Here is a 14,997-nt window from a genome sequence, read left to right as displayed (position 1 = left end):
CCGCATAGGATACCGACAATAGTTCGGCCGATTACGTGCCGCGAGCCCTTTGCGGCAGACGAGTGGGTTGGCTATGCACAAGATGCGAGTGGCGGCGTGCCTTGCTTTGCTGGCAGCGTCGGCAGGCGTGCGCACCGCGAATGCGGGCGCTCTCGAGGACGGCGCCGAGCGCTATCGGCCGTATCTGATCGAGGGCGTTGCCAGTGCGCTGGCGGGTGCACGTGCGTTGCGCGAGCGCGCCGCTGCGGCGGACTTGCCCGGTGCACGGAAGGCCTGGCTGTCGGCGCGCGCCGGCTGGGAGCGCTCGGAGGTGTTTACCGCAGGCTTCGTCCCAGAGCTCGATGCGCAGATCGACGCCTGGCCGAACGCGGACAGCGGGTTTCACGCCATCGAGGCGAAACTGTTTGGAGCGGGTAGTACCGACGTCGCTACCGATGCGACGGGCCTGGTCGAGCACCTGAACGATCTTCACGGCAAGCTCAAGGATATCAAGCTGACGCCGCAAGGTCTCCTGGATGGCACCGTGCGGCTTGCTTACGAAGTCGGCGAAAGCAAAGCCGATGGCGGCGAGTCGCGCATCAGCGGCACCTCGCTGGACGATATGCGCAACAACATCGCCGGCATCGACTTCGCCTATCACACGATTTTCTCCGCCGCGCTCAATACGGTCGACGGCAAGCTCGACGAGATGGTGACGAACCGGATCGAGCAGCTCGAGGCGATCGTCGCGACGCCCGACCTGCCGCATGTCAATATCGCCGATCTGCGCCAGACCAGCGAGGAACTGGTCGTCGCGTTGCAGAGCGCCTCGGCAAAGCTCGGGCTGCAGCGCCCGACCCTGGAGGCGCAGGCGCGATGAGATCGCTTCACCTGCGTCCGGCTGCGCTGCTTTCCGCGGTCATCGCCCTTGCGCTGCTCGGGCGCGCGGCGGCGTTTCCGGTCGACGGCGACAAGACCGTGCTGCCGGTTGCGACCGAGTTGAACGAGGATGCGCTCGACAAGCCGCGTGAGGTGTTCCAGTCCGAGCGCACCGGAGCCAAGTCGTATCTGGTGAATCTCGGCGATCTCGCCTTCAATTCGCCGGGGCTGCTCGGCGAGGTGGCGCGGCAGGCCGGTGTGAGCTGCGGCACCTGCCACGTCAATGGTGCGAACAACACCAAATTCTTCATGCCGAAGATGTCGAGCCGGCCCGGCACGTTCGACACCACCGGCGCGCTGTTCAACCCGAAGGCCAATAACCTTTCGTTCGATCCGGTACGGATTCCGAGCCTGCGCGGCGCCCGCTATCTGGCACCCTACGGCGCCGATGGCCGGTTCGCCTCGCTGCGCGACTTCGTCCACAACGTCATCACCAGCGAGTTCGCAGGTCCCGAGCCGTCGCCGGCCACGCTCGATGCGATCGTGGCCTATCTTCACGACATCGATTTCCTGCCCAATCCGAGCCTTGGTCCCGCCGGGCGGCTGGCCGGCAAGATCACCGACGCGGAGCGCCGCGGCGAAGCGCTGTTCGCGAAGCCGTTCCCGCACGATCCCGCGCTGAGCTGCGCGGTGTGCCACGTGCCATCGTCCGGCTTTGTCGATCACCAGCAGCATGACGTCGGCTCGGGCGGTCTGTTCAAGACGCCGACCCTGCGCAACGCCGACTTCAATGCGCCGTATTTCCACGATGGCCGCTTCGACAATTTCAACCAGGTCGTCGATTATTTCGACCGGACCTTTCAGCTCGACCTCTCGGCGCAGGAAAAGGGCGACCTCGTCGCCTATCTCACGGCCGTCGGCGACGGCGTGCAGCCCTATGAACGCGACGGTGCCGGTGCGACGCTGAAGGAGATCAACGATTTCTCGACGGTGCTCGCGACCGCGATTCCGGCCGGCGACAAGGACATCGTCGCGCTTGCAGTCGATACGATCGGCCGCGAGCTGCGCGAGTTGACCGAGCAATATCCCGATCGCAAGAACACCAGCGTGTCCGGCGGCGAGCAGCAGCGCGTGCTTGCGCGCAGCGGGCTGAAGGAGCTCGTGCTCACGTTGCGGCGCATCGAGATGGCCGTTGCCGCGGGTCGCAACGCGGATGCTGCAGCCGAGTTCAGGAATTATCGCAATCTGATGGCTGCAGCGGTGCCTGCGTTACTGGCGAGCGCCGAGCCATGGTCGTTGTTCAATCAAGATGTGCATGATCAGCATTACGCCGCGCTTCGCGAGGTGATGCGCTCCAGGCACATCTCGCATTGATTGAGCTGAATTGTAGGGCATTTGCGATCCGCGTCGCTGCGTGGCGCGCTTCGTCTGCTTTCGATCTTCAGTTGAAGAGTCGAATCGTGGAGAGGCGGCGTGCAGCAGCAGATGTCTCCACAGAAAATATTTGAACGTTTCGAAATTTCTCGCGCGCTTTCACGCAAGCGAAAACCATGCGTCATACTGTCGCACTAAGCAGTGTGTGTTGCTAACCGCAAACACCCTGAGGTCGACAATGAGTTTGAACTACAAAAAGCACTGGCGAACCAGCACCGCGCTCTGCATCGCGTCAACGGTGCTCGTCGCAACAGCCGCATATGCCGCTCACTATCCGGGCGGACACAGTGATTGGGACAAGCGTCCGCATCACAATCACCAGGCGCATCAGGAGGCTGATCGCGTCAAGCATGACCACGATCATGACGACAAGGATCACGGCGGCAAGGGCAAGACCGCTTCGCCGATCAAGCACGTCATCATCCTGATCGGTGAGAACCGCGGCCTTGATCACACCTTCGGTATCTACAAGCCGAAGGGCAAGGGGCAGACCATCTCCAACCTGTTGTCGAAGGGCATCGTCAACGAGGATGGAACGCCGGGACCGAACTTCGCGCAGGCGCAGCAGTACTCGGTCGCGGGCCAGCCGTCCTTCTACATCGGCGCGCCGGCGATCGCGAAGTCGCCCTACAACGCGACCAATTTGATGCCGCAGCCGAACACCAATGGCACGCCGACCGCGCAGGGCGACACGTCGCCCCCGTTCAAGACGATTGCCGAAGCCAGCGTCGAAAAGGACATGGACCCGGCCGATCTCGACATCCTGACCACCGGCTTCAGCGGCCTGCCCACCGGTGTGCTTGATACCCGCGTTCCCGGCGCCGGCGGACTGAACGGACCGTTCCCGCTGCAGGGCGAGCAGATCAGCGACGACGACTACACCGGCGACTCGACCCATCGCTTCTATCAGGACTGGCAGCAGGAAGATTGCAGCGCCGCCAGCGCCACCAAGAAGAACAATTCGGGCTGCCTGAACGACCTGTTCCCGTTCGTGATGGCGACCTATTCGGCGTCGAACAAGAGCATGGCCAACTCGATGGGCTTCTACAATGCCCAGCAGGGTCAGGCCCCGATCCTGAAGATGCTCGCCGACCGCTTCACGCTGAGCGACAACTTCCACCAGTCGTTCCATGGCGGCACCGGTGCGAACCACTTCATGCTCGGCACCGGCGATGCGGCCTTCTGGAGCGATGGCAAGGGCAATCCGGTGACGCCGCCGGCGAACCTGATCGCCAACCCGAACCCGGTCGCGGGCTCGGTCAACCGCTACACCGTCGACGGCAATTGGAGCAACTGCTCGGACGTGTTCCAACCCGGCGTGAAGCCGATCGTCACCTACCTCAACAATCTGCCGTACGCGGCGGAGCCGAACTGCAAACCGAACCACTACTACATGCTCAACAACGTCAATCCGGGCTATCTGCCGAACGGCGCGCTGGCGGGCGGCAACAACGTCCCGCCGTCGTCGGTTCGTACGATCGGTGACGCTCTGATCGAGAAGAACATCACCTGGGCGTTCTATGGTGGTGCGTTCAACGACGCCGTGGCGCTTTCCAACGCCGCGGTTGCCGCCAACCCCTCGAACCCCAACCTCGGCGCCGCCGCGGTCGCCGATCCGGCGCACGCGCTCGGTGTTGCCTACTGCCAGATCTGCAACCCGTTCCAGTATGCGACCTCGATCATGGCCAACCCGGCCGTGCGTCAGGCTCACATGAAGGACACGGCGGATCTGATCACGGCGATCCAGCACAACACGCTACCCGCGGTATCGTTCGGCAAGCCGGACGGTCTGCTCGACGGTCATCCGCAGAGCTCGAAGGTTGATCTGTTCGAGGCCTATGTCCTGAACGTGCTCAACGCGCTGGACAACAATCCGGAGCTGAAGGCCGACACCGCGGTCTTCATCACCTGGGACGAAGCCGGCGGCTACTGGGACTCCGGCTACACGCAGTCGATCGACTTCTTCGGCGACGGACCGCGTATTCCGACCCTGATCCTCTCGCCCTATTCGACGGGCGGCAAGGTCAACCACAACTATGCCGACCACGTTTCGCTGCTGAAGTTCATTGAGCGCAACTGGGCTCTCGAGCCGCTCACGCACCGCAGCCGCGATAACCTGCCGAACCCGACCTACTCGAAGAACAACGAGTACGTCCCGACCAACAGCCCGGCGCTGTCTGACCTGTTCGACGCGTTCGACTTCAGCAAGCCGGTCACGTTGTCCTACACCGAGTGATCGAGCTCTCGTCCAGGACGAGGTCTTGAGTCCATCCGAGGCCGGCGCCGATCGAACCATTGGTTCGGTCGGCGCTGTCATGTTCTGCCGGCCCGCCAGCCGATCGACCGGGGATACGCGATGAAGCGCGACGAGACGACGTGCAGGAAGATGTGGAAGAAGATGTGGAAGGGCAGCAGGAATGCCATGGCCTGCCTGTTCGTCGCGATGGCCATCCTGGCCAACGTGCCGACGCCGGCCGCGGCGCAGCAGTTTTCCGCCGACCTCCTCGCGCGGAAGGACGATACGGCAACCGCCATGGGAACGCTGCGGGTCTCGGGCGGAAAAGCGCGGATCGATTCGACCGCGCTGCCCGACGGCTTCTTTCTGCTCGATACGGCTAAGCCCGCCGCCTATTTCGTCCGCCCGGCCGCACACGTCTATATGAAGGCGATGCAATCGAGCCCGCTCACCCAGCTGTTCGTCCCGGTCGATCCGGACGATCCCTGCCGGCAATGGCTGGCGATGGCGCAGCTGTCCGCGCCGGTCGATCTCGCGACATGGCACTGCCAGCGCGATGGAGAGGAAGCGATCGCGGGGCGCAACACCGACGTCTATCGAATCGCGGCGCCGTCCGGCTTGAGCTTTACCGGCTGGGTCGACCGCGCGCGCGGGTTTCCGGTGCAGATCAAGACCGCGGATGGGACGGTGATCGTCGCCGATCACATCCGCGACGAGCCGCAGCCGGCGCAAACCTTCGAAATTCCCGCAGGTCTGCGCAAGTTCGACCCGGTGGCGCTGATCCGCCGGATCCAGCAGAGCGACGTATGGGTCGCGCCGCCGGCCTCGCAGTGAGTGCGTGCGCTACTGCGGCTGCTGGCTTGTCACCGGCAATATCCGGCCGAGCGCCGTGTAGTGCGACTGATGCACGTTGCTGTTGAAGAGGGACCAGGGCTCGGCCTTCTTCAGGGCGACCGGAACGTCGAAATTCACCAACTGGGCAAATTTGCGGAATTCCGCCATCGCTTCGTCGATCCGGCCGGCGCCGACCTCGAGGTCGATACGGCGCAAGGTCAGAACGAGATCCTTCAGGATTGCGCGCGCAGCGAGCCGCTCGGCCTTGCCGCCGACCGAGGTGTTCCTGATGTCGGGGATGTGCTCGGTCAATTCGCGCAGTTCGGCGCCGACCCCGGTCACGGCCAGTGACACCACTGCGGTATCGGCGGCCGGGATCGCGACCTCGAGCACGCTCGAGAGCTCCAGCACTTCCTTCATCCGGAGCACGACGCCGTCCTTGTCGAACGGGCGTTCGCCGTCGCCGACCGCATTCAGATAGGCTACGAGGTCCTGCGTGTCCTGGGTCGACAATTCGAGGTCGAACACGCGATCGAAATGGTCGACGACCTGTTCGTAGCTGTCATAGCGGCCGTCGTGGAAGTAGGGCGCATTGAAATTGGCGTTGAGCAGAGTGGGGGTCTTGACCAGCCCGCCGGATCCGACGTCGTGACGCAGCTGGTCGTTGAAGGTTCCGGCCGGAAGATGACAGCCGGCGCAGCTCAGCTCGGCCTGCTTGGGGAACGGTTTGAAGAACAGCGCCTCGCCGCGGCGCTCGGGCAAGCTTGCCTGCGCGGCAAGCCTGCCGCCGGGCGCCATCTTCGGATTGGGGAGGAAATCGATATCGTTGATATAGGCGACGAGGCCGTCGAGAATCTCGTCGCGCGGCCGCGGTCCGGAAAACTCATTGACGATGACATTATATACGAAGTCGCGCAGCGAGGTGATGCGCCCGTCATGTCCGTAGGGGGCGAGGAAGCGGGCGCCCCGCAGGCTCGGGATCCTGACCGGATCGAGGATGCTGTTGAACGTCTTCGCGTTGAACACAAGGCTGGTCGTGTCGAAGGTGCCGGGGCGGGAGGATGCGCCCGGAACGAACAATTTCGGGTTCGATGCGCCGTTGACGTGACAGGTGCCGCAGCTCATCTCGGCCTGGCGGGCCTTGCCGCCCAGGATGGAAGGCGAATTGAACGCGAGATCGCCGAGATTGACCAGATAGGACTTTCGCCCGCCCATCGCTTCGGAATGAAAGATTTCGCGCGGCCGTGCCAGCGCTTCCTCTGAAAACTCGGTGCCGGCCGGCAGCACGGTCTGGTCGCCCCCGAGCGGGAATGCCATCGCGCGCGACGGGAGAAGCGCAACGACGACTGCCAGCAACGCGACCCGTGCGGTTCGAACGCCATGGTCGGCCGATGCCGCACGACATTTTCCGGAACCGGACGCCAGAATATCCCAAACCATTGCGAGAAAACGCCCCTGTCACAATGCATTTGCGCTGCCGTACGTTGGAAGATGTCACGGAGATGACAGTTTCCTGTCGGCAGGATCAATGACCATCTGTTTGGATAGACGACTGTTGATTGCGGTTTGATGACGATCGATCAACGAGACGCAGGCCGATCTCGATTTGACAGAACGAAGATTTATCGGCGCGTGCATCTTTTCACGCGTTTGTGCGCGCGTCGAAAAACGGTCATCCCGGCGAAATGTGTTTTGCATAGCGTGTAACTCCATTTCTATTTCTTTCTGAATCAGGAGAGCACTATGCGGCTTTGGGGAGCCATTCCGGCGCTCGCAGTTGTTGCTGGCGCCGTTGCCATCTCACCGGTGGCAAACGCCGAGAATTTGGTCGAAAAGATCATTGATGAGTTCAAGCACGAGGTCAGGGACGAGCTGCGTGACCTGCGCGACCGCGGTCATGAAGGTGTGCATCAATACAAGCACATCGTCGTCATCTACCAGGAGAACCACAGCTTCGATAACCTCTATGGACACTGGGGCGATGTCGGCCGTGACCGGATCAATGGTACCTCCGACGCCGATCAAGCCCATACGCTGCAGGTCCGGCAGGACAACCAGACCGTCTATGCCTGTCTGTTGCAGACTGACGTCAACCTGACTTCACCGTCGCCGCAGCCGACGACCTGCACCGACAATACGGGCTCGGTCGCGATCCTCAGCGCCTTCAAGAACAAGCCGTTCGAGATCAACGACTTCATCCCGACCTCGGCGACCACCTGTCCGAAGCCGCTCGGGTCTTTCGCGGCGCACGGATTCCTCAACGGCACCGGCGCGCCCGGCGGCTGCACCGAGGACATTGTGCATCGCTTCTACAGCGAGCAGTACCAGCTCAACGATGGCCGGCAGAACCGCTACATGACCGGCAGCGATGCTGCGGGTCTTGTCATGGGCTACTACGACACCAAGAAGCTGCCCATCTACACCTATCTCCACGGCCACGGCGCGCCGAACTACGTCATCGCCGACAGCTTCTTCCAGGGCGCCTTCGGCGGTTCGTTCCTCAACCACCAGTTCCTGGTCGCGGCCGCGGCGCCGCAATTCGTCGGCGCCTTGAACGACGGCAGCGCCAACGACTTCCACTCCATCGTCGACGCCAACGGCATGCCGACCAGCACGCCGCTCTATACGCCGGTCTCGACCGTGAAGGATGCGCAGCTGACGGCGAAATGCAACCAGACCGGCCTGCCGGCTGGCCTCGCCTGCGGCGACTACGCGGTCAACACCACGCAGCCGACCTATCAGCCCTATTCGCCGGGCACTCCGGACATCAAGCGCCTGCCGCCGCTACACACGCCGAACATCGGCGATCGGCTGTCGGCCAAGCATGTTGACTGGGCCTGGTATTCGGGCGGCTGGTCGAACGCCAATGGCGATGTCGGCGCGTCCGGCTGGACCAACGGCAACGGCACCACCTGCACCGATCCGAACCATCTCTCCACGGCGGTGTTCCCGAACTGCCCGGATGTGGACTTCCAGTTCCACCATCAGGCGCTCAACTACTTCGCCAGTTACGCGCCAGGAACACAGGCCCGCAGGGATCACCTGAAGGACGAGGCGGAGTTCATCCAGGCGGCCAAGAACGGCCGGCTGAAGCAGGTCAGCTTCATCAAGCCGATCGGCGAGGAGAACGAGCATCCGGGCTACACCAGTGAATCCGAAGGCAGCCAGCATCTCGTCGATCTCGTCAAGGCGATCGTCGAAGGGCCGGATGGCAGGGACACGCTGATCGTCATCACCTATGACGAGTTCGGTGGACAGTGGGACCACGTTCCGCCCCCGCCGCACAACCGCCGTGGTGCCGAGGCCCGTGCTGCGGACCAGTGGGGTCCGGGCACCCGCATTCCGGCACTGCTGATCGCCAAGCGCTTCAACAAGTCGGGCGTCGCGCATGAGGACTTCGACACCACGTCGATCCTCCGGCTGCTCGAGAAGCGCTTCGATCTCGATCCGCTGGTGACGCGCCCGGTGCGCAGCCTCTCGGCGGCGCTGAAGGCCGGCGAAGGCTGGCACTGACCCGAGAAACGATCCTGGCCCGCGCCGACATCCGACGCGGGCCAGGACCTTCACCAGGCTTCAGGGCCCTTACATGATCAGATCGTGAGGCGCATGGGTCACGACGGCGTCCATGTTGATCGAGGAATATTCTGGCTGGTGCTCCGGGATCGCCGTCCCAGTTGCTGGCGCTCCATCTGCAGCCCCTTGTGCCAGGCGAAAGCCGGAGAAATCCTGGTGGTGACCGAACCACGCCGCGGCTTGATCGAATTGTGCAGGGGACGAAGCTCCCTGCTGTTCATGGCTCGGAAGTTGCTCCGCGAAATGAAAGGACTGCTCGGTTCCGGACGTTCCGCTCCCTACGAAGGGCACCATGGCCTGTGACGATGCTGCGTCTTCGTGGCCGCTGGTTGACGTAGCGCTGACGACGGAGGCTGGAGCGTTGGTGCTGCCGCCGACCGGTGGTGCAGCAGCACTGTCCGGGCTGGGCGCGAATGTGAAGGCGTCCATCCCCGCCGTGTGGCACTGAATATCGACCTGAAGATTGGTTGTAGCCGAGTCGCCATCTCCGTCGACCGCAGTTACATCGAACAGGAGATCCGTATTGATACTCGTCTTCTCGGTATAGTTGATGTTGTTGACTGCGAAGGTGGGGTGCCCGGCCTCCGGCCGATCGTAGTCGACCTGGACTTGATTGAAAGCCTTGTCAACGTACAGCGTGTACGTCGTCGTCGTGGCATCAAAAGCATAGGTGTCGATCAACGAAGCATCCGATGTCTCCTGGACCACGAAGCTGGCACTGCCGCACAGCGGTTTGGGAACATCGATGCAGAAGTCGTGAACGTCGGCGCCGCCGTCAAGAACCTTGAGGATCACGCCGGCGGTGCCATAACCCTGCCATTGCGTGAGATCGAAACTGACCTGCGACTGCTTCCCGGAGAACGCGAGATTCAACTGCTCAGTGGGGTCCATTTGCAGTCCGCTGTCGCCGACCGCGATACCGCACTCCGACGCTTTGACGTCGAGCGGATGGCCGGCGCAGTCGGACCCGGTAATCACCAGTTGTCCGTCCGGAGCGGTTAATGACGGCGTGCCGCAGGCCGGGGCGTCGAAATCGGATCCGCTAACGGTGACGTTCTTCGACAGCCCGGCGTGCTCTAGATCAAAGCAATAGGTTCCATCCGGATCGATCAGCAACTTGAAGTACGGATCGGCCAGCGTGCCATCGCAATCCCTGAAGTACGCGTCGAGCTCGACACCGCCGCCCACCTCATGGGTCGTATAGTAGAAGCTGTAGTCATCGCCATGTCCGGTGACGTGCACCGAGGTGATGCCGTCACCCAGGGATGACGTGGCCAGATCGTATCCCGTGCAGCCGACTGCACCATTGTAGACAGCAACGCGCATCGCGGCGTCGCCATCCGCGCCGAAATCGACATGGTAAGTGCCGGTTGCAGTCTGATTGTCCTGAGCGGCGACGAAGGTCTCCGGGAAGCCGCAAATGGTCGGGTGATCGTCCGTGATCGTCAACTGCTTGCCGAGGTCGATGTACGCGCTCTGGGTGTCACCATCCTTGTCCGTGATGGTGGCAACCAGGTTCACGATGCCGGCGGTCAGCGACGCGGCTTCGTCAGCGCTGGTGCAGGACGGATGCGTCACCGCGCGATATTCGGTGAAAGTGACGCTTCCGGTGGCCGAATCAAGCGCGATGGTGAATGCCAGCTCCCCGCTTGCCGTGCCGACGTGGCCTTCGATTGTGTCGCCGTGCAGAACCAGCACGTCGGCGAGGCCGGTATGTGAGTCGGTCAGACCGGACGGAGTGCTGTTACCTCCGTTGATCATCAGGGCATAGTGGGTCGTCGCGCCATCGGCGCCTTGTACCGAAGTGAATGCCGTCGAGAAATCAGCCGAAATCGTCGTCAGTGCCGCGCACGGTGCCGAGCCCGCGATGTGGTCGTCCAGCGCCGTTGCCGTCAGATGCGTCTCGCTCAGCGTCAGCGATGGGGCTGTGCCCGTCGCCGCAATGTGCGGGCCATCGTCCGTGATTGTCAGCTGCTTGCCGAGATCGATGCTTATATCCTGGTACAGGCCATCGCTGCTCGTCACCGTCGCGATCAGATTTACAATGCCCGTCCCTAGCGCGATCGCTTCGCCGCTGTCCGGGCTGGTGCCGGACGATTGTTCCACCGCGCGGTGCTCGACGAAGGTCACGCGGCCCGTGGCCGGATCGACCGTGATAGTAAATGCGAGCGTGCCGCTTGCTGTGCCGACATGGCCTTCGATGGTGTTACCGTTCAGAACCAGCACGTCGGAGAGGCCGGTGTGCGAGTCGATCAGCCCCGACGCTGCACCGTTGCCGCCGGTGATCGTCAGCGCGTAGCTGACCGCCAGCCCCGCTTCGGTAACGAATGCCGCCGAGAACTCGCCTGAGGTCGTCGTCAACGCGGCGTCCGGCGCCGAGCCGGCGATGTTGTCGTCCAGCGCCGTCGCTGTCAGGTGCGTCTCGCTCAGCGTCAGCGACGGCGCCGTTCTGGCCTCGATCAGCGGGCCGTGGATGGTGATTGTCACCACCTGCGGGGTTCCGCCAATCGTGGTCACCGTGAAGCTGTCGGTCAGCGTGTCGCCGACATGGAGGGCTTGCACGGAGCTGTCGGCGTTGTTGAGCGTATAGGTCCACACGCCGGCCGTCGTTAGTGTGAATGTGCCATGGCCGCCCGCGCTTGTCGTGGGCACGTTCACCGCGGTGAAGGTGTTGGCGGGGTCGTCGACATCGGTGTCGGTGAGCGTGCCGGTCGCGATGAGCAGACCGGGCGAGGCTCCGCTGACGCCGACTGCCCCCACAACCGCGCCAGCCTTGGCGCCGGAGATGATGGAGGCGTCGTCGACACCAACAATGGTGATGTTGAAGCTCTCACTCGTCGAGAGCGTGCCGTCCGATACGGTGATAACGAAACTCTGGCTCGAGTTGACCTTCAGCGCGTTGATCGCGGCATTGTTCGGAACGAATGTGTAGTTTCCCGTCGCGCTGTTGAGGTAGAGCGTGCCAAACTGTCCAGTGCTCGACACGTCGTAGGTCAGCTGGCCCAGCACCACGTTGCCGGCAGTTCCGCCGCCGATACCGAATGTCACTGCACCGTTCTTGCTGCTCGCGGAAAAGGTCCCGCTCGCCGCACTGAAGTCGTCAAATTTCGCCGTGTCGATTTCTGCCAGTCCTGCTCCGAGGTTCAGGCTCGGCGGCACCGGCGGCGGCTTGAAGGTCTCAATGGTGGCGAAGATAACCACCGGCACGGGCGCGAGCGGATCTTGCGTCAGCGGCGGGGCGCCAGGCTGAAAATTGATCGGTTGCAGCAACGGCGACCCATCGAGAGCGGGCATGCCGGACCCTTTTGATCCTGCTCCCTTCTCGAAATTGGCAAGCGCCTCCTGTTGGGCCTCCCGCAACTCCTCCATGTGCGCAGCAGAATTCGTGACATGGCTTACGCCGAAAGAAGACCCTTTTCTGCTCAGAATGATCGTCTCGCCGGGATCCTCGACGATGATGTGCCGGGGGATCGCCTCCTTGGTCACGAGCTCAAACACGCCGTGGTGGAGGTCTTTGTAGCTGATGCTGTCGTCGTCCAGGAACGTGACGTTCGGCTCCGCAGCCCGGGCCTCGTTCAGGAGCGAGAAGGTCAGCGCGGTGAGCGAAAGCGTGCCGAAGCCGCCCGCTCGAATGTCGCCCACCGACGGGGCCGCTGTCGGGGGGCCCGACCTCGCCAGCCAACTGCCAATGGAACGGAAGATGCCCCTGGTCTTCGCGAGCAGGCCCGGTCGCGCGATGTCGCTGGGGTCCTGCGCGCATGCATCTAGCTTGAGGCAGGTGCCGCCTGGCAGGTCGAGCACCCTGCCATCGATCAAGCGTATCTCGATCCGCCCGCCGGCTGCGACCTCGATGACGTCACCCTCGCGAACGGGGTCGCCAATCGCGCCTCGAACCGCGATGCCGCTCGCACGCTTGATAGTGCCGCAGCCGATCGCCGTCTGAATGTTGCCGATCAATCGGGGCGGCCGGCCCAAAGCGGCCACGCACACGCCCCCGAACTCGACGCCGGACGCAACTGACATTGGCTTTTCGCCTGCTGAGCAATTCAGACGGAACGTGGTTGCCGAGTTTTTTGGTTTGGCTCGCCGCGAGGTAAAAAATCCTCGCGTCAGCAGCCATAGGCTTGCCCGCCGAAACGTCCTGATTGAAACTAAATTCGGTAGTGAAAATCGAATTCCAGTACTGCGCGGAGCTTTTACGAAAATGGCAGAACAGCTGTCCTTTATCGCGCGTGCAGCCCCACAAGATTAATAGTATAGTTACCAAGCAAATTGTCCACTTATTAATTTTTAGTCGAACTGCGTCAGGTACTTAGGCCTGTCTGCGGCAACTCTTTTGGCACTCAAGGTCCTGCGGTCTCGGCCCGACGGTCCGGTTACCATCGCGCTGCGACACGACGAAATCTTCTCAAAGGAGGGGATCGTGCGCATCCATTTGCTTGTTCAATTGCTTGCAGGCTTCGTCCTGGCGCTCGCAACTCTCGCGCCCGGCGAGGTGCAGGCGCAAACCGAGCCGGCGCAGCCCGCAGTCCAGAATTCTCCATTGAAATTCATCGGGAGAGTAGTGGCGGCCACCGGTTCGGTCACGATCGAGCATGCGGGTGCTGTCGTCGTTCAAGCAGGGTTGCCCGACAAACCGCCTCAAACGCAGGTTGGCGACCCCGTCTATTTGGGCGATGTGGTGCAGACCGGGGCCGACGGACGGGTGGGGATCAACTTCACCGATGGCACCTCGTTCAATCTGTCGAGCAACGCCAAGATGGCGATGACCGAATTTGTATACGACCCGAACGGCAAGTCGAACTCGACCTTGTTCAAGCTGGCCAATGGAACGTTCACCTTCGTTGCCGGCAATATCGCGAAGACCGGTGACATGAAGATCGACACGCCTGCCGCAACGATGGGAATTCGAGGCACCACGCCGCGCATCGAAATATCTGAGGATGGAACGGTGAGGTTCGCTACGCTCGTCGAGGAGGGCAAGAGCAAGGTCAGAAAGACCGGGACGCGAACGACGCAGCGACCTGAGCAAAACATCCTCCACAAGTTCAATCCGAACATCTGCCGAGGATGCTAGGCCAAGCGTGGGCCTTTTCGAGCAAGCAAGGGCCGACATGAAATCTCGTGCAAGCGCCGGCGCAATTGTCAACCTGATATCGCTTCTCGTTGCGCTCTTTGCATTACCGGCGGTCGCGCAGAAGACGAAGCCGAAGGACAGCTATCTGCGGAACGTCGAACTGTGCAGCGGGCGAGAGCATGCGCCCCTCGACGCGCGCATTGAAGGATGCACGGCGCTGATCGACGCGGGTCAGGACATGACGCCGGCCGGCCTTGCGATCGCCTACAACAACCGCGGCAACGCCTACGCCGCCAAGGGAGACTATGACCGTGCCATCCCGGATTTTGATCGATCCATCGAGCTCAATCCAACCTACGCCAAGCCGTTCAACAACCGCGGCGTGGCTTACTTCAGAAAGCGCGAATACGATCGCGCGACCGACGCGTTCGATCAGGCCATCAGGCTCAACCCGAATTACGGCGAAGCCTTTGCCAACCGAGCCGGTGCCTACCTGAAGAAAAATGAATATGCCCGCGCAGGGCAGGACTACGATCAGGCCATTCGCCTCGAGCCGAACCTGGACGGCGTGTGGAACGGACGCTGCTGGAGCCGGGCTATCCTTGGTTCGTTGCAGGAGGCGCTGGAAGATTGCAACAAGGCGCTGCAATCGGGATCCGCCGACGCCGCGACCTACGACTCGCGCGGCCTGATCCATCTGAAGACCGGCGAGCTCCGCGCGGCAATCGACGACTATAGCTCCGCGCTACGCACCGATCCGAAGCTGGCAAGCGCACTCTATGGACGCGGGCTGGCGAAGCTGAAGCAGGGCGACAAGGCCGGCGGCAATGCCGACATCTCGGCGGCCAAGGCGATCCAGGGCAGCATCGGAGACGACTTCACCCGCTACGGCGTGCAATAGCGCGCATGGCCAGCTAGAGCGTTTTCGAGCGAAGTGGACGCCGGTTCGCGTGAAGAAAACGCGTCAAAACAAGAGTCTAGAGTT

General features: G+C 62.4%; 9 protein-coding genes. 7 read left to right on the top strand and 2 right to left on the bottom strand.

From position 1 onward, the window contains the following. Positions 1-73 precede the first annotated feature (73 nt). The 4 genes from AAFG13_RS22175 (at position 74) to AAFG13_RS22160 (ending at position 5,362) form a co-directional block, all read left to right on the top strand. The gene (locus tag AAFG13_RS22175; protein WP_212318308.1) at positions 74-859 is read left to right on the top strand and encodes an EfeM/EfeO family lipoprotein; all 786 of its coding nucleotides are present in this window, start codon (positions 74-76) and stop codon (positions 857-859) included. Further along, complete coding sequence (locus tag AAFG13_RS22170) at positions 856-2,232, top strand: cytochrome c peroxidase (RefSeq protein WP_342708205.1); 1,377 nt, start codon at positions 856-858, stop codon at positions 2,230-2,232. Before AAFG13_RS22175 ends, AAFG13_RS22170 begins: the two co-directional genes overlap by 4 nt. Before the next feature lie 238 nt (positions 2,233-2,470). After that, positions 2,471-4,528 (top strand): alkaline phosphatase family protein, encoded by a 2,058-nt coding sequence (locus AAFG13_RS22165; RefSeq protein ID WP_342708204.1) that lies wholly within the window; start codon positions 2,471-2,473, stop codon positions 4,526-4,528. A gap of 120 nt (positions 4,529-4,648) precedes the next feature. Then, positions 4,649-5,362, top strand: coding sequence for a hypothetical protein (locus AAFG13_RS22160; RefSeq protein ID WP_249132581.1), 714 nt, complete (start codon positions 4,649-4,651; stop codon positions 5,360-5,362). A gap of 9 nt (positions 5,363-5,371) precedes the next feature. Here the strand turns inward: AAFG13_RS22160 and AAFG13_RS22155 are convergent, their stop codons facing one another. Next, positions 5,372-6,679 (bottom strand): cytochrome c peroxidase, encoded by a 1,308-nt coding sequence (locus AAFG13_RS22155; RefSeq protein WP_342708203.1) that lies wholly within the window; start codon positions 6,677-6,679, stop codon positions 5,372-5,374. Positions 6,680-7,105: 426 nt separating this feature from the next. On the opposite strand from AAFG13_RS22155, the gene AAFG13_RS22150 reads away from it, so the two are divergent. Continuing rightward, on the top strand, positions 7,106-8,875 hold the full coding sequence (locus tag AAFG13_RS22150) for an alkaline phosphatase family protein (RefSeq protein ID WP_342708202.1): 1,770 nt from the start codon (positions 7,106-7,108) through the stop codon (positions 8,873-8,875). A 69-nt stretch (positions 8,876-8,944) separates the two neighbouring features. Here AAFG13_RS22150 and AAFG13_RS22145 read toward each other — a convergent pair whose 3' ends face one another. Further along, positions 8,945-12,958, bottom strand: a complete 4,014-nt coding sequence (locus AAFG13_RS22145) for a DUF5801 repeats-in-toxin domain-containing protein (RefSeq protein WP_342708201.1) — start codon at positions 12,956-12,958, stop codon at positions 8,945-8,947. A 400-nt stretch (positions 12,959-13,358) separates the two neighbouring features. Here AAFG13_RS22145 and AAFG13_RS22140 point away from each other — a divergent pair, with 400 nt between their 5' ends. Next, positions 13,359-14,012, top strand: a complete 654-nt coding sequence (locus AAFG13_RS22140; RefSeq protein WP_342708200.1) for a FecR domain-containing protein — start codon at positions 13,359-13,361, stop codon at positions 14,010-14,012. A 37-nt stretch (positions 14,013-14,049) separates the two neighbouring features. Further along, on the top strand, positions 14,050-14,913 hold the full coding sequence (locus AAFG13_RS22135) for a tetratricopeptide repeat protein (protein ID WP_342708199.1): 864 nt from the start codon (positions 14,050-14,052) through the stop codon (positions 14,911-14,913). Positions 14,914-14,997 lie beyond the last annotated feature (84 nt).

It is taken from the genome of Bradyrhizobium sp. B124 (genome assembly GCF_038967635.1).
Classification (GTDB): domain Bacteria; phylum Pseudomonadota; class Alphaproteobacteria; order Rhizobiales; family Xanthobacteraceae; genus Bradyrhizobium.
Note: the sequence above shows the minus strand (reverse complement) of the source record. Positions and strands in the feature narration are given on the sequence as shown.

Bases quoted from the DNA above. Each gene is read 5' to 3' on its own strand.
- AAFG13_RS22175 (WP_212318308.1), top strand. From the start codon at position 74: ATGCACAAGATGCGAGTGGCGGCGTGCCTTGCTTTGCTGGCAGCGTCG.
- AAFG13_RS22170 (WP_342708205.1), top strand. From the start codon at position 856: ATGAGATCGCTTCACCTGCGTCCGGCTGCGCTGCTTTCCGCGGTCATC.
- AAFG13_RS22165 (WP_342708204.1), top strand. From the start codon at position 2,471: ATGAGTTTGAACTACAAAAAGCACTGGCGAACCAGCACCGCGCTCTGC.
- AAFG13_RS22160 (WP_249132581.1), top strand. From the start codon at position 4,649: ATGAAGCGCGACGAGACGACGTGCAGGAAGATGTGGAAGAAGATGTGG.
- AAFG13_RS22155 (WP_342708203.1), bottom strand. From the start codon at position 6,679: ATGGCATTCCCGCTCGGGGGCGACCAGACCGTGCTGCCGGCCGGCACC.
- AAFG13_RS22150 (WP_342708202.1), top strand. From the start codon at position 7,106: ATGCGGCTTTGGGGAGCCATTCCGGCGCTCGCAGTTGTTGCTGGCGCC.
- AAFG13_RS22145 (WP_342708201.1), bottom strand. From the start codon at position 12,958: ATGTCAGTTGCGTCCGGCGTCGAGTTCGGGGGCGTGTGCGTGGCCGCT.
- AAFG13_RS22135 (WP_342708199.1), top strand. From the start codon at position 14,050: ATGAAATCTCGTGCAAGCGCCGGCGCAATTGTCAACCTGATATCGCTT.